Genomic DNA, 20,962 nt, shown 5'->3' with positions numbered 1-20,962 from the left:
GTGACGACACGAGACATGTGGAACCCGCATCGGACGGGGAAGCCGAGTCGGACGGGGGGTCTCTCGCCGGGGAACAAGGGGTGCGGCGAGCGTGAGCCGGTACGAACCGGTCGACTCGCCCGACGAGACGACGATCTTCCCGTACCACGACCTCGCGCCGCCGGAGCCGGGCGACGTGTACGAGGCCCGCGAGGTCGTCCGCCGGTACCTCCCGCGGACGCCGCTGGTCCGGAGCGAGGCGCTCTCCGCGGAGACCGGCGCGGACGTCTACTTCAAGCGCGAGGACACGCTCCCGACGGGCGCGTTCAAGGTGCGCGGCGGCGTCACGCTCGGTCACCGGCTCCCCGAGGAGTTCCGCGAGGCGGGGCTCGTCGCCGCGTCGACGGGGAACCACGGGCAGTCGGTCGCCTACGCCGGACGGGAGTTCGGCGTCCCGGTGACGATCGCCGTCCCCGCCGACCCGAACCCGGAGAAGGTGGCCGCGATGGAGCGGTTCGGCGCGGACGTCGTTCCGACCGGCGCCGACTACGACGAGGCGCGCGAGTGGGCCGAGAGCCGGGCCGCGGAGGAGGGACTCCGGTACGTCCACTCGGCGAACGAGCCCGACCTCGTCGCCGGCGTCGGCACGGCCGGGCTGGAGGTGCTGGAGTCGCTCCCGGCGGTCGATCGGCTCGTGTGCCCGATCGGCGGCGGGAGCGGCGCGGCGGGGTACTGTCTCACGGTCGGAGCGATCGGCGGTGCCGACGTCGTCGGCGTCCAGTCGGCGGCCGCGGACGCGACCTACCGGGCGTACCACGAGGGTCACCTCGACGCGGGGGAGGAGGCGACGACGGAGGCGGAGGGGATCTCCTCGCGAGCCCCGTTCGCGCTCACGGTCGGGATCCTCCGCGACCGGCTGGACGAGCTGATCACCGTTCCGGAGGAGGCGATCTGGGACGGCGTCCGGGACGTGCTGGCGACCGAACGGGTCCTCATCGAGGGGGCATCAGCGGCGGCCGTCGCGGCGGTGCGATCGATGGACGACGTCGCGGGCGAGACCGTCGTCGTCCCGGTTACCGGCCGAAACCTCTCGACCGAGAAACTCCGGCGGGCGGTCGCCTCCGCGTGAGGCGAACCGCGTCGAGCGCTCCGCTTCGACGTCGCGATTCCGCCCGACAGAATTAATTGGGACGCCCGTCGTTGGTTTAGGTTAGTTGTCAATAGACGACGATCACCATGATACGGAACGCGACCGCGGCCACGACGCACACCGCACCGGCGCGTGAACGCGAACGGGGTACATCGGGGTTCGCCGATGCCGGATAGACACGGACCCTACCGGCGGATCAGATACCTGCTCGAGATCGACGGGATCGCGAAGGCGGGGTTCAGCCGCTGTTCGCTCCCGACCGCCCGGACTGACGTCGTCGAGTACCGCGAGGGGAACGAACCGCCCACTCCGCGGCAGCTCGGCGGACTCGGCCGACACGGCCCGCTCGTGTTGGAGAGCGGCGCGACCGACGACTCCATCGCGCTCTACGAGTGGCGGAAGCTGGTCGAACAGGGGAAACTCGACGAAGCCCGGCGGCCGATCGCGGTCGTCGTCCTCGACGAGGAGGGCGAGGCCGGGCCGCGGTGGGAGTTCAGGGACGCGTGGCCCCGCAGCTACACCGCCCCGGACCTCTCCGCGGACCGGTCCGACGTCGCGATCGAACGGCTCGGGATCGTCCACGAGGGAATGGAACGGACCGCATAGCATGTGGTTCGACCGAACGCGGCGCGTTCGGAGACACGCCGCTTCCGGCGCGGACGTTTCGAGCCCGAACGGGGTAGCACCGGACGGGACCGTACCGAACGCGACCGCGGACGGGGACGGGGGATGACCGACGCGGAGACGAGACCCGACGGCGAGACCCGATCCGAGGGGCGAGTCCGATCCGAGGAGGGAGTCCGGACGGACCCGTACCCGAATCACCGGTTCGTCGTCGAGATCGACGCGATCGGTGCTGCGGGGTTCAGCGAGGTCCGCGGCATTTCGGCGCGCGTCGACGACGGTCCGGAGGCGGACGGACCGCTCTGGCGACGGCTCCTGGAACGCGACGCGTCGTGGGGCGGTGGCGGTCTCGAAGCGGCGGGCTCCGAGGCGACGCACCGAAGCCGGGTATCCCCGCGACTCGAGCTCCGGCGCGGCGTGACGGACCGGACGGAGCTGTGGGAGTGGTTCCGCGAGTGGACCGAGGGACGCGGCACGGTGCGGACCGCCCGGGTGACCCTCCTGGACGAACACGGCGATCCCGCCCGCGCCTGGCGATGTGAGCGCGCACGCCCGGTGCGATGGGACGGTCCGACGCTCTCCGCCGTCGGCTCGGGCGTCGCGACGGAGACGTTCGAGCTGGCACACGCCGGGATCACGGAGGTGTCCGTGGAATGACGCGACCGCCGGCCGCCCCCGGCGCTCCGGCACCTCGGAGGTGTCGTCCGTGAGTTCGCTCGAGGACCTCTACGGGGTCGGGGAGGTCCGCGCAGCGAGACTCCGCGAGCACGGACTCGCGTCGGTCGAGGAGGTCGCGAACGCCCCGATCGACGGCCTCGCGGACCTGCTCGACGGGGTCGGCCGCCAGCGGGCACGACAGATCCGCTCCTCAGCGAGACGGGCCGTCGCCGAAGGTGATCCCGACCGACGGTGCCGGGACCGGGGGAGCGGCCGGGAGAAACCGCCGAAACGACCGTCGGGAGCCGACGGCGTCTACGTGACGACGAGGCGAGTTCCCGCCGCGGACGCCGTCGTCGTCGTCCCCGGACGCGCGTTCCTGACGCGCGCCGGCGGGACCGACCACCGACGACCCTGGCGGCGCGCGCTCGTGTCGGTTCCCGGCCACGCACTCCTCGAGTCGGAAGCGATCGACGGAACCATCGTGTTGTGCCCGCCCGAGCGGGCGGCCGCGACGGCACCCGGCCTCTACGGAGCGCTCGCCGCCGACGCCGGGAGCGGCTCGGGGCGCGAGGACGACCCCGACGCCGATATCGCTCCTCCCGCCTCGTTCCTGGCCGACGTCCTCCGGCCGGGAACCCTGATCCCCGGCGACGTGGTCCGTGACCTGTACGAGCGACGTCCGGAACTCGAATCCGAGCTCGACGCGGTCCTGCGGAACGGGACGGTGCTCCGTCGCGGCGAGTCGTTCGACCTCGAGGACGCCGCACAGGCCGAGCTGCTCGCCTCGGCCGGTGCGTATCTCCCCGGCGAGCGCGTCCTCCCGGAGGGCGCGGCGTTCGACGCCGGGTCGACGGTTCCGGGCGACGAACTCCCCGAGTCCGCGTCGTTCCTCTCGGCCGGCGTCGTGGCCGTTCCGGGCTCCCGTGCCATCGGACGTCTCGCCGCCGACGTCGACGACGACCCGGCGCTCCCGCTGCTCCGTTCGGGCGGCGTGTTGCTCCCGCCCGACGCCGTCCGGGAGCGATAGGTCGACGGGGCCCGACGCGGCGGCGTCGCCGTCCGTTCTCAAGCGACGCTGCGCTCGGTGAGCGTCTCGCCGCGCTCGAACCGGTCGCCGGCGAGCGGTGAGATGTCGACGAGATCGGTCCCGCCGTCGAAGGCGAGGTCGGCGACGATCCGACCCGAGGCGGGCGCGTGCTGGAACCCGTGTCCGGAGAACCCCGCGACGGTCACCAGGCCGGGGACCGTCTCCTCGAGGATCGGATGGTGATCGGGAGTGACCGCGTACAGCCCGGCCCACCCCCGTTGTATCCGGGTGTCGAGCCCGAAGTACTCGGCGTAGTCGGCAGCGTGCTCGACCGCGCGCGCGGCCCACTCGACGTCCATCCCCTCGTCGTAGGCGTCGGGGTTCTGGTCCGGGTCGTCGTCCTCGTCGAAGTGCCCCCCGACGAGCGCCACCCCGTCCCGCTCGGGCCGGAAGTACGACCCCGTCTCGAGGTCGATCGTCAGCGGAACCGACTCCGGGACCGCGGGGGTCGGATCGACCACCGCGATCTGCCGCCGTCGCGGGGCGATCGGCAGGTCGACGCCGGCCATCTCGCCGATCGACGCGGCCCACGCGCCCGCGGCGTTGACGACGTAATCGACCTCGTGGCGCTCCGTCTCCGCCGCGTCGTCGACGCCGCGGACGTCGGCCGCGACGACGCGATCGTCCTCGCGATGGAGGTCGATAACGGCCGTCTTCGTCCGAACGTCGACGCCCCGCTCGCGGGCGGCCTCGGCGTATCCCTGGACGGCGAGGTTCGGGTCCGCGATCCCGTCGTCCGGGTTGTACGTCGCCGCGACGAACGGATCGGGATCGAGGCCCGGACAGTGCTCGGTCGCCTCCGCGGGCGTGAGCAGCTCGCTTTCCGCGCCGAGCTCGCGCTGCATCTCGACGTTCTCGCGGAACTGCTCCGCGGTCTCGTCCGAGCGGGCGAGGAACAGGTAGCCGTTCTTTCGGAGCCCGATGTCCACACCGAAGCGGTCCTCGAAGGAGTTCCAGACCTCCTTGCTGGCGAGCGACAGCTCGACGTTCACGCGCGTGGAGAACTGCGACCGGATCCCGCCGGCAGCGCGGGCGGTGCTCCCGTTCCCGAGCGATCCCTTCTCGACGAGCGTCACGTCCGCGCCGCGGTCGGAAAGCGAGTACGCGGCGGAGAGCCCGACGACTCCCCCGCCGACGACGAGTACGTCCATGTCTGGCGATCGCCCTCCCGGCATATAAACGTACGACGCCGCCGGTCGAGTCGGCGGCCGTCCAGTCGGGTCGCCGTCGGGGTGGTGGGTCGAGTCGCCGTCGTAGCGATCGGTCGGGTCGCCGCCGTGGCGGTCGGTCGGCTCGACGATCAGGCTAAGTCGCCGGGGGGCGACGCCCCGGACATGGTGCTCGTACTCTCCGCGGAGGAGGTCGAACGGAGCCTCGATCTGGCGGGACTCGTCGACGTGGTGGACGACGCGCTGGTCAAACAGGCCGCCGGCGAGGTCGAGCGGCCACACCGACCGCACTTCCCCGTCGGGGCGGGTCTCGACGGCGACGAACCCGCGGGAACCGGGATCGCGATGCCGGCGTACGTCCACGGCGCGGAACACTACGCGACGAAGCTCGTCGGCGTTCACGAGGGGAACGCGGATCGCGGACTGCCGACGATCAACGCCCAGATCGCCCTCACGGACGCCCGGACGGGACTCCCGAGGGCGTTCATGGCGGGGACGACGATCACGAACGCCCGGACGGGCTGTATCGGGGCGGTCTCGGTACGGGAGCTGGCGCCGAAGGCGGGCCGGGAACCGGGTTCGGAGTCGGACGACGAGGGACTCACGCTCGGCGTTCTCGGTGCGGGCGCGCAGGCGCGCTGGCAGACTCGCGCGATCGCGACCGTGGCGGCCCTCTCGGAGGTGCGGATCCACTCGCCGAGCGACTCGCGGGAGGCGTGTGCCGCCGACCTGAGCGAGAGGGGGATCCCGGCTCGCGCGGTCGACACGCCGCGGTCGGCCGTCGAGGGGGCCGACGTCGTCGTGACCGCGACGACCGCGACCGAGCCCGTCTTCCCGCCGGACGCCCTCGGGGCGGGAACCCTCGTCGTCGCCGTCGGCGCCTTCACCGAGGGGATGCAGGAGCTGCACCCGGCCGTCCTCGACCGGGCCGAACGGGTGTTCGCTGACGTGCCCGAGGAGGTCGCGGGGACCGGCGACCTCCTCGCGAGCGATCTCGGTGCGGACGACCTGGTCGAACTCGGCGTCCCCCTCGGGGACGAATACGTCCGGCAGTCGCCCGACGGCGTGTTGGTGGTCGTGAGCGTCGGGTCCGCGACGCTGGACGCCGCGGCGGGCGAGACGGTCTACCGGGACGCGCTGGAGGCGGGCGACGGGACCGAGGTCTCGCTGTAGCGGTCGCCGCGGAACTCCGCCGTGAGAACGCGGTCGAACCGTTCGGTGCGCCCGCCGCGAGAGACGAGACGAGTCACAGGATCGCGACGGCTGTCCGCCCGAGGCCCAGGTGAGTTGGCGATCTCTCTCACCCGACCGACCATGGTCGGCCCCTCTTTTAATAGCTGGTGTGTGAGAGGCTGTATCGGAATGCCATCCAATACCAACGAACGTGTGAACCGGCGAGCGTTCCTTACCGTCGCCGGGAGCGGTGGGATCGTCGGGCTCTCGGGCTGTGTGAGCTTCGGCGGCGGCGAGGAGAGCGGTGGCGACGACGGGAGCGGGGACGGCTCGAGCGGCGACGGTTCGAGCGATGACGACGGAAGCGGCGACGATTCGACCGACGACGGTTCGAGTGACGGGGGTGGCGGACCCGACACCATCGCCCTCGGTCAGCCCGCATCGCTGAGCGGGCAGTGGGACTTCCTCCAGCCGGGCGTCTCACAGGCGACGGACGCCGCGGTCGCCCACATCAACGAGGCGGGCGGGCCGCTCGACGCGGAGTTGGAGGTGATCCGTCGGGACACCGCAGTCGACCCCCAGGAGGCGCGTACCGTCACGACCCAACTCATCGAGAACGACGGCGTGCCGGCGATCCTCGGCCTCTACTCCAGCGAGATCAACCCGCTGTGGGACTTCCTCCAGGACTTCGAGGTCCCGATCGTCACCCCGTGGCCGGGGTCGACGTTCCTCGACACCCGCGGCGGCGACAAGGCGACGCCGGAGGACCTCTCGGACGACGAGTGGGTCTGGCGGACCGTCGTCGGCGACACCGTCCACACCAGCGGGAGCGCCGTCTACGCGCTCGAGAACGACCTCGACACGCTGGGCGTGCTCAACGGGACGACCGAGGGCGAGCGCAGCTACGTCGAGGGGTTCCTCTCCGTCTACGAGGACAACGGCGGAACCGTCGCCGAGCGGGTGGAGGTCGAGATCGGTAACTCGAGCTACCAGTCGGCGCTCAGTCGGCTCTTCGACGCGGACTTCGACGCCTTCCTCGTCAGTCTCCCCCAGGAGTCGGCGATCACGGCGCTCAACGACTGGTCCGACGCCGGCTACGGTCGACAGCCGATCCTCTCCGATCCGCTGGCCCAGCAGGCGGTCATCGACCAGGTCGGCAGCGACATCCACGGCGCGTGGGCCGGCTCCCCCGGCCAGTCCGGGCCGAGCTACGACACGTTCGAGGAGGCGTACTCCGGACGGGACGGCGACGCGGAGATCAACGCCTGGACGCCGCCGGCGTGGGACGCGACCATCGTGACCGCGCTGGCGATCCAGCGGGCGGGCGAGGCGACCCCCGAGGCGATCCAGCGGAACCTCGGTCCGGTCAGCCGGGACGGCGGAACGGAGGTCCACACCTTCGCCGAGGGGAAGGAGGCGCTCGAGAACGGCGAGGAGATCTCCTATCAGGGCTCGGCGACCCCCGTCAACTTCACCCAGCACGGCAACGTCTTCGGCAGCGTCACGATCAGTACCGCCGGCGAGAACGGCTTCGAGGCGACGAGCGAGGTTCCGGCGGAGGACATCCGGGAGTACGTCGCCGAAGGCGAATACTGATCCCGATGGGGTTGCTCCAGGAGGCCATCTTCGGGGTCGTCACGGGGTCGTACATCGCGATCGCCGCGATCGGGTTCACGCTGATCTACGGGATCGTGAACATGATCAACTTCGCGTACGGCGAGTACCTCACCCTCGGCGCGTTCGTCGGGTTCTTCGCCGCGAGCGCGGTTCCCGGTCCGCTGCCGGTCGCCGTCGTCGCCGCGATGATCGGCGGCGGCGTCGTCAGCATCGCGCTCGCCCGCGGCTTCTTCACGCCGATCAACCACACGGGCCCGGTGCCGATGCTGTTGACGTCGATCGGTCTCGGGATCGCCATCCGCAACGCGATCCGTCTCTTCGGTGGCCGGAGCGCCCGCTACATCGAGACCGAGACCGCGACGTTCCGGTTCGACGCGGTCCCCGACGTGCCGATCGGGTCGGTGGACCTCCTCGGCGGGTTCTTCGTGACGTCCGAACACCTGACCGTGTTCGGGTCCGCGGTGGCGGTCTTCCTCGCCGTCCACCTCCTCCTGACCCGGACCGACGTGGGGATCGCGATGCGGGCCATGGGCGACGACGAGAGCCTGGCTCGCGTCCGCGGCATCGACACTCAGCTGATCCGCGACAGCGTCTGGGTGCTCGCCGGCGTTCTCGCCGGACTCGCGGGGGTGTTGATGGCGATACAGACGAACGTCAGCTCCACCACGGGATACAGCCACATCCTCCAGATCCTCTCGGCCGCCATCCTCGGCGGGGCCGGGAGTCCGTACGGAGCGATCGTCGGCGCGTACGTCATCGGACTCGCGCTCGCTATCTCCACGGCGTTCCTGCCGTCGTCGATGACCGGCCTGTCCTCGGCGGTCGCGTTCGCGATCCTGATCGCCGTGCTGCTCGTCAAGCCGAGCGGCATCGCCGGAACGGAGGTGCGTGAGGCATGAGTGCCCTCGACCGCCTCCCGTCCGGACGCGGGGACACGGCCCTGCTCGCCGGGATCGCCTGCCTGCTCGTGGGCGGGCTGTTCGCGCTGACGCCGCTTCGGGCGGAGCTTCCCAGCGCGCTGTACGTCTTCGTCGAGGTCGGGATCACCTTCGTGATCTACGGGATGCTCGTGCTCGGGCTCGACCTCCAGTACGGCCACACCGGCCTGGTCAACTTCGGGCACGTCGTCTTCTTCGCGGTCGGCGCGTACGCGACCGCGATGCTGGCCGCACAGGACACGTTCTCGGGGATCGGACTGGGATACCCTTGGCCGCTCGCGCTCCTCGTGGGCGTGATCGCGGCCGCGCTCCTCGGCGTCGCCGTGAGCGCCACCTCGATCCGTCTCCGCGACGACTTCCTCGCGATCGTCACGCTCGCGACCGCCGAGATATTCCACTCGATCTTCGTCAACTTCGAGGGGATCTTCGGCGGCAACGTCGGGATCCTCGGCGTGCCGCGGCCGCTCGCCGCGATCGTCGGGGACGCCGACACCCGGATGCTCGCCACCCTGCTCGTGTTGGGCGGGTTCACGCTGATCACGCTCGCGGCCGTCACCCGCCTCACCGACGCGCCGTACGGGCGCGTCCTGCGGGCGATCCGGGCCGACGAGCTGGTGACGCGCTCGGTGGGCAAGTCCACCATCACCTACAAGACGCAGGCGTTCGTCTACGGCGCGGCGCTGGCCGGGCTCGCCGGCGGGCTGTTCGCGCTCTACAACGGCGCGGTCGCGCCCGGTTTCTTCACCATCCAGGTGACGGTCACCGTCTGGATCGGGATGCTGCTCGGCGGCGCGGCGAACCACCGTGCGGTGCTCGCCGGGCTGGCGATCATCATGGGCCTGCGGCTCGTCTCGCGGTTCGGACTGAGCGTGACGCCGGTTTCGGGGGACGTCTTCGCCGCCTTCCGGCTGCTCGTCGTCGGTCTGATCCTCGTCGCGGTGATCCGCTTCCGCCCCGCGGGGATCTGGGGCGACCCGCAGGAGCTTGGGGTGGACCAATGAGCCTCCTCTCCGCGGACGGGCTCGTCAAGGATTTCGGCGGCCTGCGGGCGATAGACGGCCTGTCCGTCTCGATCGACGAGGGGGAGCTCGTCGGCGTCATGGGGCCGAACGGCGCGGGCAAATCGACCTTCTTCAACTGCGTCAGCGGGGTCATCCCCCCGGACGAGGGGACCGTCGCCCTGAACGGAACCGACGTGACCGGCGATCCGCCCGAGTCGTTGGCACACCGCGGACTGGTGCGGACCTTCCAGGACACGCGCGAACTGGAGACGATGACCGTCCGCGACAACGTCCGGCTCGCCGCGCCCGACCAGTCGGGCGAGCGGACGCTTCCCGCGCTGCTCCGAACCGACGGAATGAGACGCGAGGAGGCGGCCGTCCGGGAGCGTGCGGACGAGCTGATCGAGACGTTCGAGCTTGACCACCTCGCCGACGAGTACAGCAGCAACCTCTCGGGCGGCCAGCGGAAGCTGCTCGAACTCGCGCGCACGCTGATGCTCGACCCCGACGTGCTCATGCTCGACGAGCCCTTCGCGGGCGTGAACCCGACGCTGACCCGCGAGATCGCCGATCGTATCCGCGACCTCAACGCGGACGGCATGACCGTCGTGATCATCGAACACGAGCTCGAGACCCTGACCGAGCTCGTCGACCGGCTGGTCGTCCTCCAGCAGGGACGGCTGCTCGTCGAGGGCGACCCGGAGACGGTGCTCGAGGACGAACGCGTCATCGAGGCGTACCTCGGGGGTGACGCCGAATGAGCCTGCTCGAGGTCGTCGACCTCGACGCGGGCTACGGCGACCTCCAGGTCCTCTCCGGGGTCGACATCCACGTCGACGACGGCGAGTACGTCACCATCGTCGGCCCGAACGGCGCGGGCAAGTCGACGGTGATGAAGGCGATCGTCGGGATCGCGACGTGTCTCGGCGGCTCGATCGCGTACCAGGGGACCGACATCACGGGGCTGTCTCCCGAGGAGGTCGCCCACGAGCGGGTCGGCTACGTCCCGCAGTCGAACAACGTCTTCCCGACGCTTTCCGTCGAGGAGAACCTCCGGCTCGGCGCGTACGTGCTCGACGAGGTGCCGGAGGAGCGGAAGCGCGACGTGTACGACCGGTTCCCGGCTCTCGCCGACCGTACCGACGAGGACGCCGGCTCGCTCTCCGGCGGCCAACAGCAGATGCTCGCGATGGGGTGTGCGCTGATGCTCGACCCCGACGTGCTGCTCCTGGACGAGCCGAGCGCGGGGCTCGCCCCCGACCTCGTCGACGACATGTTCGACCGGATCGACGAGATCAACGACGCCGGCACCACGGTCCTGATGGTCGAACAGAACGCCAAGGAGGCGCTCAGACGCTGTGACCGCGGCTACGTGCTCGCGAACGGCCAGAACCGCTACGAGGACGAGGGAACCGCGCTGTTGAACGACGAGGAGGTCCGCCGGGAGTTCCTCGGCGGCTAGATCTCCGATCTCCACCTTTTCGCCTCCACGTTTTTCTCGTCCTCGGAAATCGGAGATCTCCGGCTAGCAGTCAGAACACGGGGCATTCCGACGACATCTCCGGAACGCTTGCGTTCGGGTTCGCGGCCAGAACCCATGTGATTCCGGCAACATCACCAAAGACCTCCGGTCTTTCGAACGACTTCGTCGCCGGCGCTCCGCGCCGGCTACCAGTGGCGCGTCGCGCCACGCTGCTCCCGTATGCTTAAGACGGGAGGTTCATCCCGGAATCGCCGATTATTCCGTCCCATCAGAACACTAAACCAGCATATATTTCCGACATTAATCGATCGTTAGATCGGAATGGTTCCCACACCCGTGCTTAACGAGGATGACCTTGACCTCTTAATATCTCATCCAAGGAGCGGTGAAAGTATATCTGAAGAGATAATAAATGCTTTTCGCACCGCCAATATCGATGTGTCTGAGAAGTCGACGCGACTCTTCGACTGGATCAACAGTGACGTGTTAGAGAGCATTAGGTGGGACTCCATTTCTCCAGTGTATCTGAGTAAGCGGATTTGGGGGCAGAGAGTCGTGATCACTGGAGAAGAGATACGGATCTACGAGCCCATGAACCTCCAAGAGTCTGACTAACGGGGATCCGGTTAGAAGACGGTGAAGACGACTCCCGATAGCGACCTCCCTCGTCTTCTATGAGTCCACCCCGACGAACCCGAGATAGCGCCGGGCGACAGGGTGCGTCACGGGAGCCCATTCGACGGACTGGCCGCCGATCGACCCGGTCTCGAGGTCGGCGAACTCCGGCTCCTCGCCCTCGTACCCGAGCAGATATGCCGCCGGGCGCGGTCCGAACGCGGCGAGACGGTCGGCGAGCCACCCCTCACCGCGCGGCTCCGCCAGTGCGACCGGCGCGTCCGGGTACGTCGCGACCGCGGCGTCGAGTTCCGGACTCTCGCCTCGCTTCGGGTCCGCCAGCCCGAACGCCGCCTCGAACCGCCCGATCGCGGCGTCGAGATCGGGGACCCCGAGCACGACCGTGTCGACGCCGACGATCGGCGACGACGCCAGGTCCCCGGTCGGCCGGACCCGGCGATCCCGCGGGGTTCGGTCGCCGATGAGGAACGGGAGCGTCGATCCCGGATCGCCCTCGCCCAGATAGGTGAGGTCCCACTCGACGAGCGTGCCGTCCTCGCGCGTCCGCTCGTAGCCCGAGGGGCCGTCGACGCGGATGCCGCGCTCGCGGAGGTCGGCGCTCACGGCCGCGATGTCGTCGGCCCTGACCGCCCACGCGCACGGGCCGCCGTCCCCGTGGATGGGGTCGTCCCACCAGGGCGAGTCGGCTTCGGGCTCCACGGTCGAGATGAGCTCGAGGTAGCTCCCGTCGCGAAACCCGACGATCGCCATGTGCGTGACGCCGTTCGAGTGGCGACCGCCGTACTCGACCGGGAATCCGGCCGCCTCGAAGGCGTCCGCGAGGCGGTCCAGGTCCCGTCCCGCGACCGTGACGTGATCGATGTGGAGATCCATACCGGGGAGTCGAGCGCTCGGATCAAAGGAGTTCCGGGGCGTTCACAGGACCGTGAACAGGCCGCCGACGAACGCGACCGTGACGACGAGCCGGCCGAGGCTCCCGAGGAACGTCGCCACGGCGAACCGGGTGTAGTCGCGCTCGAGGACCGCGAACGCGTAGATCGAGATGGTGTCGGGGAAGAAGGGCACCGAAAGCGCCATCGCGAGGCCGCCGTAGCCGTACTGCTGGGCGAGCTCGACCGAACGTTTCTCGGACCACTCCATGACGTTCCACCGGGACCGTCGGAGCCACCGGGTGACGGGCCCCGACTGTTTGACCTCCTGCCCGATGTGGAACGCGAACAGGCTGCCGACCGCCTTCCCGGTCGCGCTGACGAGCATGATGCTCCCGAGGTGCGCCCACGGCGGGAACCCGAGGTCGATCGGCGCGACGAGCACGACCTCGCTCGGGCCGGGGAGCGCGAACGCGATCAGAAACGAGTACACGAAGATGATCCCCATGCCGGGCCAGCCGGTGGCGGACTCGACGAGCGACTCGAAGCCGCCACCGAGGGAGGAAAGCGTTCCGTCGACGGCGAGGGGAACGAGCGGCGTCACGGAGCTCACGTGTCACCCCATGTCCAGCGAGCGTCAAGGACGTATCGGTAGAGCCCGCTGAGGAAGATCGCGACCGCGTTCGCGACGAGGTACAACAGCCCGATCCACTCGACGAGCGCGAAGAGTATGGCGAGCTGGATCGGGATCGCGGTCCCCCGAACCAGGTTGGTCTTGAGCAGTCCCGAGAAGTAGTCGATCCGACCGGTGTTTCGCGAGGCGCGGAAGGTCCAGGCGTTGTTGAGCACGTACGAGAGGACGATCGTGAACTCGATGGCGACCGTCGCGCCGAGCAGGTAGTTCAGTCCCCCGACGTCGACGAACAGCCACAACAGGCCCATCTGGACCGCCGACGCGACGAGCCCGACCGTGACGAAGCGCCGGAGCTGGACGGCGAGCGGCCCGTACACCAGGCCGCGGAGAAGCGACCGAACCATCTATCGGTAGCCGAGCGCCTCCAGACGAGCGTTGAGGTCCTCGTCCACGGACCCGTCGGCGTCCCCCTCCTCCCCGGCCGTCTCCCCCGCCCCGCCGGCACGGATCGACTCGGCGTGCGCCTCGACGAGGGGAGCGAACCGGTCGATCACCGCCCGCTCCTCCTCGGACGGATCCGTCGATCGATCGTTCGTCTGAAGGGGGTCCGACGGCCGGTGATACAGCTCGGTCGTTCCGTCGTCGACGTTCTCGATGTACGTCCACTCGCGGTCACGAACGCTCACGTACAGCTCGCCGTCGTCGAGCGATCGGGGGATCGGCTGTGCGGTCACGTCCTCGTCGCGAACGGTGACCGATATCACGGGCTCGTCAGCCGGCTCGTCGCCCGAGAGCACGGTCGAGGCGAGGCTCTCTCCCGTCCATTCCGCCGGCAGGTCGACATCGAGGAGGTCGGCCACGGTCGGTGGGATCGCGTCGAGGCCGACCTGTCGGTCGATTCGTCGCCCCGACGATCCGGGGACGTCGACGACGAACGGGACGTGGATCAGCTCGTCGTACAGCTTCGGATAGTGTGCGAGATGGCCGTGTTCCTGGAACTCCTCACCGTGATCCCCCGCGAGAACGACCGCGGTGTCGTCGTCGACTCCCGCGGCCGAGAGCGTCTCGAGGACCCGGCCGATGCTGGCGTCGATCTGGCGAACCGCCGCCTGATACAGCGTGCGAAGCTCCTCGAGGGTCCGCTCGTCGACCTCCAGGCCGAGGCCGGTTCGAGTGTGCGCATGGAGCATCCGGTGGGTCCCCAGCCAGTTCGAGGACACCTCCCGGATGTACCTGGGTGCCGGGACGTACGGGGTGTGTGCATCCATGTAGTGGATCCAGAGGAAGAACGGTCCGTCGGTCCCCTCGATGAAGTCCGTCGCGGCGTGTTCGACGTCGAACATCCGGGACGTGTCGAGGAACGGCCGGTCGTCGGTCTCGCCGCGGACCCACGACCCCGCACGTCGAAGCGGCGACGCCGCGAGCTGGATCCACGCCTCGACGGTCGGATGGGTCGCGAGATACCGGCTGTAGATGCTCGAACCGACGCTGGCGACGAACGGCTCGAACTCGTCGAAGCCGTCGTCGTATCCCCAATGCGAGGTGAGAAAGCCGTTCGCCGCGTTGAACCCGGCGGTCGAGAGTTCGGCGTCGGAGAGCGTCCCCGCCAGCGTCGACGACCCCTCGACGCCGATGTCGCCGGTACCGGTGAACACGTCCTTCGAGGCCAGGATCGACGGGAACGAGAAGGGCGTCCAGTTGCCCGTCGCGAAGGCGTGATCGAAGACCGTCCCTCGCTCTGCGATCCCGTCGATGACGGGCGTGTGTCGCGTCCCGTCGTAGGCTCCGACCGCGTCCGCCCGGAGCGAGTCGACCGTGACGAGGACGACGTTCGAGACGTCGGCGTCACCCACGGGTCGATGACACCCCTGTCGCGGTTCCGGTCGAGAACGCGGTCATGATGGCTGTACTATGGACAGTTTCGCGTTTTACCCTTTCGGTACCGTGGGCGTCCGCCGTGACGTCCCGGTGGCTCACCGGGTTTTTATCGCGACCCGTCGAAGTCTCGACCGTGCCCGATCTCCATCCGATCGCCAAGCGGATCCACAACGTCCAGCCCGAACCGGTCCGTCTCGAACTCGATTCCGGCGAGACCGGAACGTACGAGTTCTCCTCGACGGAGTTCTTCCAGCGGGAGTTCCGCGGCGAGGGCGTCCGGACCGACGCGGACGCGGACGCCGCCTTCCGTCTCGTCACCTCCGAGGACCACGAACGGGTCCTCCTCGGACGGTCCGGCCCCGACGAGGACGGGTGGTCGATGCTCGGAGAGGTCGTCGCCGCGGAGCGTGCCGGTGACGTGTCGGGCGATGACGGCGGGCCGTCGTAGCTCACCGCACGACCGTCACCGGGACCTCCGCCCGCCGAACGACGCCCTCGGCGACGCTTCCGAGGACGACCCGTGAGAGCCCGGTTCGTCCACGGCTCGCGAGCACGACGTGATCGAACGGCTCGCCGTCCTCGCCCTCGCCGTCCCCGTCGCCGGCGGCGACGTCGAGGATCGTCGCCGTCGGCCGGCCGACCTCCAGGCGCGTCTCGACGTCGCGGTCGACCCGGTCGGTCGCGTCCGAGAGGATCCGCTCGCCCCGTTTCCTCGCGCTCTCGTACCACTGGTCGACCGCGCCCGGGAACCCGCCCTCCGCGCCAGTCGTCGAGTCGGCCGGGTTGATCACGTGAAGCGCCGTCAGGTCGGCGTCCGGCCACTCCTCGGCCGCGAACCGGAGCGCTTCGGCCGCCTCCTCCGAGCCGTCGACCGCCACGAGTATCCGTCCGGTCATGCGTGAGGGTTCTCGCGGTCGTCTCAAAAACGCGTCGGCGGTTTCTCGCGCGTGGAAAGTCCAAAAGCGTGCAGGCGCCGATCAGTCCCCGTGGCGAGTGACGCACGTCGACAGCCCGATCAGTTCGACCGGCTCGGAGTTGTCGGGCGAGTAAACGGCCATCTGGCCCTTCTCCATGTACGGGACCTTCCCCGCGAGCGCCGAGGGGATGTTCACGCTCGCTATCGCGTCCTCGTCGCCGAGGTTCAACACGACCTTGGTGTTCACCTGCTTGAACACGGACTCGGCCACGTCTTGGGGGTCCTGCGTGATGAGAAACAGGCCGAGCCGTTCCTTGCGCCCCTGTTTGGCGGCCTCGGTGAAGGTGTCGAGCACCTTGCGCGCCTGGACGTTGTCGGCGTCCGCGAGGAAGTTGTGCGCCTCGTCCATCCCGACGAGAAGCGGAGTCTCCTTGATCCGGTCGCTTCGCGGGTCGTTCGAGAGCTTGTCCCCGACGAGCATCGTCGAGACCGCGAGCACGACGATCTCCTTCTGTCTCGAGGTCGGGAGGTGATAGGTCGGGACGACGCTGAGGCCCCCCGAGCGCACGAGAGTGTGGTCGAGCTCGGTGATCGGCTTGGCGTCGCCGTCGAAGACGCCGCCGGGAACGCCGCGAACCCGACGCATGACGGCCTCGAACGTCTTCTCGTGGACGCGTCCGGACTCGTCGAGCTCCGCCTTGAGCGCGGGGTCGTCGAGGTACGAGAGGAACTGCCGGTAGGTCCCGGACTCGCCGTGATCGGCGAAGAACCGGTTCAGGAGCGTCAACAGTGCGGGGTACTGGTTCTCGTTGAGCCCGGAGCCGGCGACGAGCCACGGCATGTCGTACTCGTCGACCATCGAGAACGGGATCGTGAACTCGACCTGCTCGGCGCGGTGCCCCTCGCCGGGATACGTCGCGTTCGGGACGCTCGGCACCAGCGCGACCGTGTCGTCGTGGCCGCCGTGGGCGATCCCCTCGCGCTCGAACCGCCGGGCCGTCGAGGGGTCCATCGCGGGGTTGTCGTCGTGCATCTGGGCGTACTCGTCCTGTGGGTCGAACTGGACCACGGCCATCCGGGCCTCCCGGCCGTCGTCCATCGGGTACGTCCGGTCGGTGTCGAGGTACTGGCGGAGCACGTTCTTCGAGGCGTGGGTCTTGCCCGAACCCGTCCCGCCGGCGACGAGCGTGTGTCTGAACGCGAGGGGGTCGCCGTCGCCGTAGTCGTCCTTGATCCGGTAGTCGACCGTCGGCGGCTCGGCGGCGGTCCTCACCTTCTCGCCGCCGACCGAGAGGTGACCGAGGAAGACGCCCTCCTCGGGGATCTTCAGCCCCGTCTTGATCTCCGCGTCGTCCGCGGCCTCCTCGACTATCGCGCCGGGTTTCGGGACCCGGTCGGTCATCCGGCGGCTCAGCCCGTCGGCGTCGTCGTACACCACGGACATGGGCTCGAGCTCGGCCATGAACTTGTAGTCGCGCTCCGTGAAGTCGTCGCGGCGCATCTGTCGGCGGGCGTGGATCTCGGTGGCGTCGTCCGACTGGAACTCCTGGGCGTACTCCAGGGCCGTGATCCGCGAGAAGAGCCGCTCGCCGTCCGGATACGGGACCACGAGGTACTTCCCCAGCCGCACCGAGTCGCGGTTGCCGGTCGTGACGAACGCCTTCAGCGCCGTGTCGTCGTCCTCCTCCGACACGCGGAGCCCCTGTGAGACCGAGACGACGCCGAGCCCGACGTCGTCGCCGGCGGGGTCGACGTCGTAGGTCGCGAAGTCGTCGCTCGCGGCGTCCGTCGTCCCGGCCGCCGAGCCGCCGTCGGATCCGGTGAGCGCGGACCCGTCGGCGGCGGATCCGTCCGCGGATCCGGGAGCAGATCCGGCAGCGGCCTCCCTCGCCTCGTCCTCGGTCGCGTCGCGGTCGGCATCACCGCCGCCCTCGTCGGTGTACTCGGTGAAGTCCTCGAGAGTCATGCTCGAGTCACCGTCGCGCAGGCCGAAAGCGTTTCGCCCCGCGTCGGGGCACGGCCGCGAACCGGGATCGCGATCCGACGAGTCGACCACGGACGGCTTTTAGGCGTCGGTCACCTATCGTCGGTATGATACTCGTTCGCGGCAGCGCCGGGGGGACCGACCTCACCGGGACGGTGTTCGAACGCGGGGAGGACCCGCCGACCTACAAGGGCGCGCCCGACGAGGACGCCGCGTACGTCTGGGTGTGCGACTCCTTCTATCAGGTCGAGAGCGGCGGGTCCGCGCTGCTCGTCGACGGGTCGGAGATCCGCGTCGCGTTCGAGGAACCGATGCCCCGCGGCTTCGACACCCGCGATCAGGCGGTGGCCGCGGCCCGCGAACACGTCCGGACCCAGTTCGCCCGGATCGGCGTCGATCCCGACGACGTCGAGGTCGAGGTGACGAAGGCGGACCCGGCCTGACCGGCCCTCGGACTCTGGAGTCGATGCCGGTCAGTCCGTCTCCGCGCGCATCGCCTCGACGTCCGACCGGCCCGGGAGCGCCGTCATCGCGCCCTTCGCGGTCGTCGACCGCGCCGCCACCGCGTTCGCGAACGCCAGCGCCTCCGAGAGGGGTTCGCCGGTCGATAGCGCCGCGATGGCGCCCGCGGTGAACGCGTCGCCCGCGCCGGTCGTGTCGACGGGCTCGACGGGATAGCCCTCGTGTTCGACCACGAGCGGCTCGTCCGTGTGGTTCCACGGCGCCTCCGGCGTCGCTCGCGCGAGCGCGCCGTCGGGACCGCGGGTGAGGAGCGCGGTGTGCGGTCCCCGGTCGCAGACGGCGCTGGCGAGCGCGGGCGCGTCGTCGTCGTCCGCGCTGGGGTCCGCGATCCCCGCCGCGACGAGGTCCTCGGCGGTAGCCTTCACCACGTCCGCCAGTCCGAAGGCTCGCCGACAGGTGTCGACGAAGTCGGTCCCCTCGAACAGCTCCGGGCGGGCGTTCGGGTCGAAGGAGACGACCGCGTCGTCGACGTCGTTCGCCCGCGACAGCAGGTCGAACGTCGCCGTCCGGCTCGGTTCGTCCGCGAGGACGACGCCGCCGGCGTGGACCCACTCGGTCTCCGCGAGGGTGTCATCGCCGACGCTTCCCGGCCGCATCCGCGTGTCGGCGGTCCCGTTCCGATGGAAGCTGAACGCCCGCTCGGCGTCGGGGTCGAGACTGACGAAGACGAGCGTCGTGTCGGCGTCGGGGTCCCGCTCGATCAGGTCCTCGCGGACGCCCGCCTCCGCGAGCGTCCGGACGAGGTAGTCGCCGAACGGCCCGTCGCCGACACGGGTCCAGAACAGCGGCGGGTCCCCCAGACGCGCCAGTCCGACCGCGACGTTTGCCGGCGCGCCGCCGGCTCGGCGGTGGAACGTCTCCGTCGCGTCGAGCGGGCCGTGACCCTCCGGAACGAGGTCGATGAGCGTCTCGCCGGCGACGAGGAGTCCGGTCATGCCTCCCCGTGCGACCGGGCGGGCAAAGTCGGTTCGGGTTCCGACGGCGGACCGAAGGTCACAGCTCGTCGATGACTTCCTCGGCGAACGTCGTCATCGCGGCCTCCGGATCGTCGGCCTGCAGGCCGACGATCGCGTGGTCGAGGCCGTACTCCTCGAGGTCACGGAAGTACTCCCGGAACCACTCGACGCCGGCGCGGAACCCGAGATGGAGGTGCTCGGGGTCGGCGTCCGGGTCGTCGGCGAGTTCGACCCTGACGGCGATGGCGAACGGCTTCTCCCCCGCGAGACCGCGCCACCGGTCGAGGTACGACCGGAGCGTCTTCTCCGGGAGGTGATAGAACAGCCAACCGTCGCCGTGCTCGGCGATCCACTCGGTCGACTGGCGGGCGTTGCCCGTCGGCAGGAGCGGAAGCGTGTCGGTCGTCGGCTTCGGCAACACGTCGAGCTCGCCCTCGAGTGCCCCCCACTCGCCGGCGATCGACCGGTACTCCTCGCGCCAGATCGACCGGATCGCGCCGACGCGCTCCCGGAACGCGGTCCCGCGCTCCTCGGGATCGACGCCGAACGCCGAGTACTCGGGGTCGCGGTCGCCGGAGGCGACGCCGAGGACGAGCCGGCCGTCCGAGAGCCGGTCGACGGTCGCCGCGGACTTCGCGACGTGGATCGGATGCCGAAGCGGGAGGACGACGCTCGACGTGCCGAGCGCGACGGCGTCCGTGTGGGCGGCGACGTGCGAGAGCAGCGGCCAGGGGTCGAACGCCCCGCCGGCGTCGCCGAACCGGGGCCAGTAGGTCGGCACGTCCCGCGCCCAGAGGCCGTCGAAGCCGACCGACTCGGCGTGGCTCGCGAGCCGCACCTCCTCGTCGACTGCCGGGGTCGACTCTCGAACGCCGGTGAGCGGAAAGCCGATCCCGAAGGTCAGCCCGTCGGAACCGAACAGCCTCCGATACCCCCGGTTCTCGTGGTCCGGACCGGTCATCGGCGGAGTTTCGCGGCGGGGACGTATCCCCCCTTCGGAGGCGGAAGCAGGACGCTCGCGAAGGGTACGGAAGGGTTACGCGGCGTCGAAACCCGGTGAGAAAGCGTCGGAAGCGTGAGAGCGACCGGGGGAACCGGAGCGTTACGCCTCGAGGACGTCGTCGTAGTCGCCGGCGTCGACGCGGTCGTCGAACGTCCGGGCGTCCTCGCCCTCGATGGTGACGCCGAGGGAGGCGCAGGTGCCGCCGACCTCCTTGGCGGCGTTCTTCGTGTCGTACGCCAGCAGGTCGCTCGACTTCTGTTCGGCGACCTTCTTCACCTGTTCGACGGACATGTCGGCGACGAAGTCCTTCTGGGGCTCGCCGGAGCCCGTCTCGAACCCGGCCTCGTCCTTGATCAGCTCCGCGGTCGGCGGGACGCCGACGTCGATCGTGAAGGAGCCGTCGTCGTCGTACTCGACGGTGACGGGGACCTCCATCCCGTCGAACGCGGCGGTCTCCTCGTTGATCCGGTTCACGACGTCCTGCACGTCCACCGGCGTCGGGCCGAGCTCCGGGCCGAGCGGCGGACCGGGGTTGGCCTGCCCGCCGGGGACGAGCGCTTCGATGGTTCCAGCCATGTCCGTACGAACCCGCCGATGACTTTTAACGGTTGTTCTTTCGTCCAGCGGGCGCGAGCGGTTCGCATACGGCGTTCCGACGGACGCGGCCGACGGTCCGATGGGAT

At 69.8% G+C, this 20,962-nt stretch carries 23 protein-coding genes; 13 read left to right on the top strand and 10 right to left on the bottom strand.

Translation table 11 applies throughout. From position 1 onward, the window contains the following. Positions 1–91: 91 nt before the first annotated feature. The 4 genes from EAO78_RS11865 to EAO78_RS11850 all read left to right on the top strand — a co-directional run bounded on the left by EAO78_RS11865 (position 92) and on the right by EAO78_RS11850 (position 3,440). Positions 92–1,108 carry a threonine ammonia-lyase gene (locus EAO78_RS11865; RefSeq protein WP_122106046.1) on the top strand — a complete coding sequence of 339 codons (1,017 nt, stop codon included), beginning with the start codon at positions 92–94 and terminating at the stop codon, positions 1,106–1,108. Positions 1,109–1,294: 186 nt separating this feature from the next. Beyond that, positions 1,295–1,735, top strand: a complete 441-nt coding sequence (locus EAO78_RS11860) for a phage tail protein (protein WP_122106045.1) — start codon at positions 1,295–1,297, stop codon at positions 1,733–1,735. A 123-nt stretch (positions 1,736–1,858) separates the two neighbouring features. Then, positions 1,859–2,410, top strand: a complete 552-nt coding sequence (locus tag EAO78_RS11855) for a phage tail protein (protein WP_122106044.1) — start codon at positions 1,859–1,861, stop codon at positions 2,408–2,410. A gap of 49 nt (positions 2,411–2,459) precedes the next feature. Continuing rightward, positions 2,460–3,440, top strand: coding sequence for a helix-hairpin-helix domain-containing protein (locus tag EAO78_RS11850; RefSeq protein ID WP_162498071.1), 981 nt, complete (start codon positions 2,460–2,462; stop codon positions 3,438–3,440). A gap of 38 nt (positions 3,441–3,478) precedes the next feature. On the opposite strand, the gene EAO78_RS11845 is transcribed toward EAO78_RS11850, so the two are convergent. Continuing rightward, positions 3,479–4,651: an NAD(P)/FAD-dependent oxidoreductase gene (locus tag EAO78_RS11845; RefSeq protein WP_122106094.1), complete on the bottom strand. Its 1,173-nt coding sequence runs from the start codon at positions 4,649–4,651 to the stop codon at positions 3,479–3,481. A 183-nt stretch (positions 4,652–4,834) separates the two neighbouring features. On the opposite strand from EAO78_RS11845, the gene EAO78_RS11840 reads away from it, so the two are divergent. From EAO78_RS11840 to EAO78_RS11810, 7 genes are all read left to right on the top strand, one after another. Next, a complete protein-coding gene (locus EAO78_RS11840) occupies positions 4,835–5,842 on the top strand; it encodes an ornithine cyclodeaminase family protein (RefSeq protein ID WP_122106042.1) in 1,008 nt (335 codons plus the stop codon). Positions 5,843–6,031: 189 nt separating this feature from the next. Beyond that, positions 6,032–7,438 (top strand): ABC transporter substrate-binding protein, encoded by a 1,407-nt coding sequence (locus EAO78_RS11835; protein ID WP_122106041.1) that lies wholly within the window; start codon positions 6,032–6,034, stop codon positions 7,436–7,438. Positions 7,439–7,443: 5 nt separating this feature from the next. Continuing rightward, positions 7,444–8,358 (top strand): branched-chain amino acid ABC transporter permease, encoded by a 915-nt coding sequence (locus tag EAO78_RS11830; protein ID WP_122106040.1) that lies wholly within the window; start codon positions 7,444–7,446, stop codon positions 8,356–8,358. Next, the gene (locus EAO78_RS11825) at positions 8,355–9,398 is read left to right on the top strand and encodes a branched-chain amino acid ABC transporter permease (protein WP_122106039.1); all 1,044 of its coding nucleotides are present in this window, start codon (positions 8,355–8,357) and stop codon (positions 9,396–9,398) included. The genes EAO78_RS11830 and EAO78_RS11825 overlap by 4 nt, the downstream gene beginning before the upstream one ends. Continuing rightward, positions 9,395–10,159: an ABC transporter ATP-binding protein gene (locus EAO78_RS11820; RefSeq protein ID WP_122106038.1), complete on the top strand. Its 765-nt coding sequence runs from the start codon at positions 9,395–9,397 to the stop codon at positions 10,157–10,159. The genes EAO78_RS11825 and EAO78_RS11820 overlap by 4 nt, the downstream gene beginning before the upstream one ends. Then, complete coding sequence (locus tag EAO78_RS11815) at positions 10,156–10,860, top strand: ABC transporter ATP-binding protein (RefSeq protein ID WP_122106037.1); 705 nt, start codon at positions 10,156–10,158, stop codon at positions 10,858–10,860. The genes EAO78_RS11820 and EAO78_RS11815 overlap by 4 nt, the downstream gene beginning before the upstream one ends. A gap of 342 nt (positions 10,861–11,202) precedes the next feature. Next, entirely contained in the window at positions 11,203–11,496 is a 294-nt protein-coding gene (locus EAO78_RS11810; RefSeq protein WP_122106036.1) for a hypothetical protein, read from the top strand. Positions 11,497–11,553: 57 nt separating this feature from the next. On the opposite strand, the gene EAO78_RS11805 is transcribed toward EAO78_RS11810, so the two are convergent. The 4 genes from EAO78_RS11805 to EAO78_RS11790 all read right to left on the bottom strand — a co-directional run bounded on the left by EAO78_RS11805 (position 11,554) and on the right by EAO78_RS11790 (position 14,873). Further along, a complete protein-coding gene (locus EAO78_RS11805; protein WP_122106035.1) occupies positions 11,554–12,390 on the bottom strand; it encodes a VOC family protein in 837 nt (278 codons plus the stop codon). A gap of 42 nt (positions 12,391–12,432) precedes the next feature. Next, positions 12,433–12,894, bottom strand: a complete 462-nt coding sequence (locus tag EAO78_RS11800) for a YqaA family protein (RefSeq protein WP_122106093.1) — start codon at positions 12,892–12,894, stop codon at positions 12,433–12,435. Positions 12,895–12,995: 101 nt separating this feature from the next. Then, positions 12,996–13,424 (bottom strand): GtrA family protein, encoded by a 429-nt coding sequence (locus tag EAO78_RS11795; RefSeq protein ID WP_122106034.1) that lies wholly within the window; start codon positions 13,422–13,424, stop codon positions 12,996–12,998. Beyond that, positions 13,425–14,873, bottom strand: coding sequence for a sulfatase (locus tag EAO78_RS11790; protein WP_122106033.1), 1,449 nt, complete (start codon positions 14,871–14,873; stop codon positions 13,425–13,427). Positions 14,874–15,031: 158 nt separating this feature from the next. Between EAO78_RS11790 and EAO78_RS11785 the strand changes: the two genes are divergently transcribed. Further along, positions 15,032–15,346, top strand: coding sequence for a transcriptional regulator (locus EAO78_RS11785; protein WP_122106032.1), 315 nt, complete (start codon positions 15,032–15,034; stop codon positions 15,344–15,346). 1 nt (position 15,347) lies between these two features. On the opposite strand, the gene EAO78_RS11780 is transcribed toward EAO78_RS11785, so the two are convergent. After that, a complete protein-coding gene (locus tag EAO78_RS11780; protein ID WP_122106031.1) occupies positions 15,348–15,794 on the bottom strand; it encodes a universal stress protein in 447 nt (148 codons plus the stop codon). A gap of 81 nt (positions 15,795–15,875) precedes the next feature. Beyond that, on the bottom strand, positions 15,876–17,780 hold the full coding sequence (locus EAO78_RS11775) for an ATP-binding protein (protein ID WP_122106030.1): 1,905 nt from the start codon (positions 17,778–17,780) through the stop codon (positions 15,876–15,878). A gap of 125 nt (positions 17,781–17,905) precedes the next feature. On the opposite strand from EAO78_RS11775, the gene EAO78_RS11770 reads away from it, so the two are divergent. Continuing rightward, positions 17,906–18,241, top strand: coding sequence for a DUF7113 family protein (locus tag EAO78_RS11770; RefSeq protein ID WP_122106029.1), 336 nt, complete (start codon positions 17,906–17,908; stop codon positions 18,239–18,241). A 30-nt stretch (positions 18,242–18,271) separates the two neighbouring features. Here the strand turns inward: EAO78_RS11770 and EAO78_RS11765 are convergent, their stop codons facing one another. From EAO78_RS11765 to EAO78_RS11755, 3 genes are all read right to left on the bottom strand, one after another. Next, positions 18,272–19,255 carry a PfkB family carbohydrate kinase gene (locus tag EAO78_RS11765; RefSeq protein WP_122106028.1) on the bottom strand — a complete coding sequence of 328 codons (984 nt, stop codon included), beginning with the start codon at positions 19,253–19,255 and terminating at the stop codon, positions 18,272–18,274. 58 nt (positions 19,256–19,313) lie between these two features. After that, a complete protein-coding gene (locus tag EAO78_RS11760; protein WP_122106027.1) occupies positions 19,314–20,237 on the bottom strand; it encodes an LLM class oxidoreductase in 924 nt (307 codons plus the stop codon). Between the two features lie 141 nt (positions 20,238–20,378). Continuing rightward, positions 20,379–20,855 carry a 50S ribosomal protein L11 gene (locus tag EAO78_RS11755; protein ID WP_122106026.1) on the bottom strand — a complete coding sequence of 159 codons (477 nt, stop codon included), beginning with the start codon at positions 20,853–20,855 and terminating at the stop codon, positions 20,379–20,381. Between the last annotated feature and the right edge of the window lie 107 nt (positions 20,856–20,962).

Source organism: Halobellus captivus (assembly GCF_003697845.1).
GTDB classification, from domain to species: Archaea; Halobacteriota; Halobacteria; order Halobacteriales; family Haloferacaceae; genus Halorubrum; species Halorubrum glutamatedens.
This window is presented reverse-complemented; position numbering and strand designations above follow the sequence as displayed.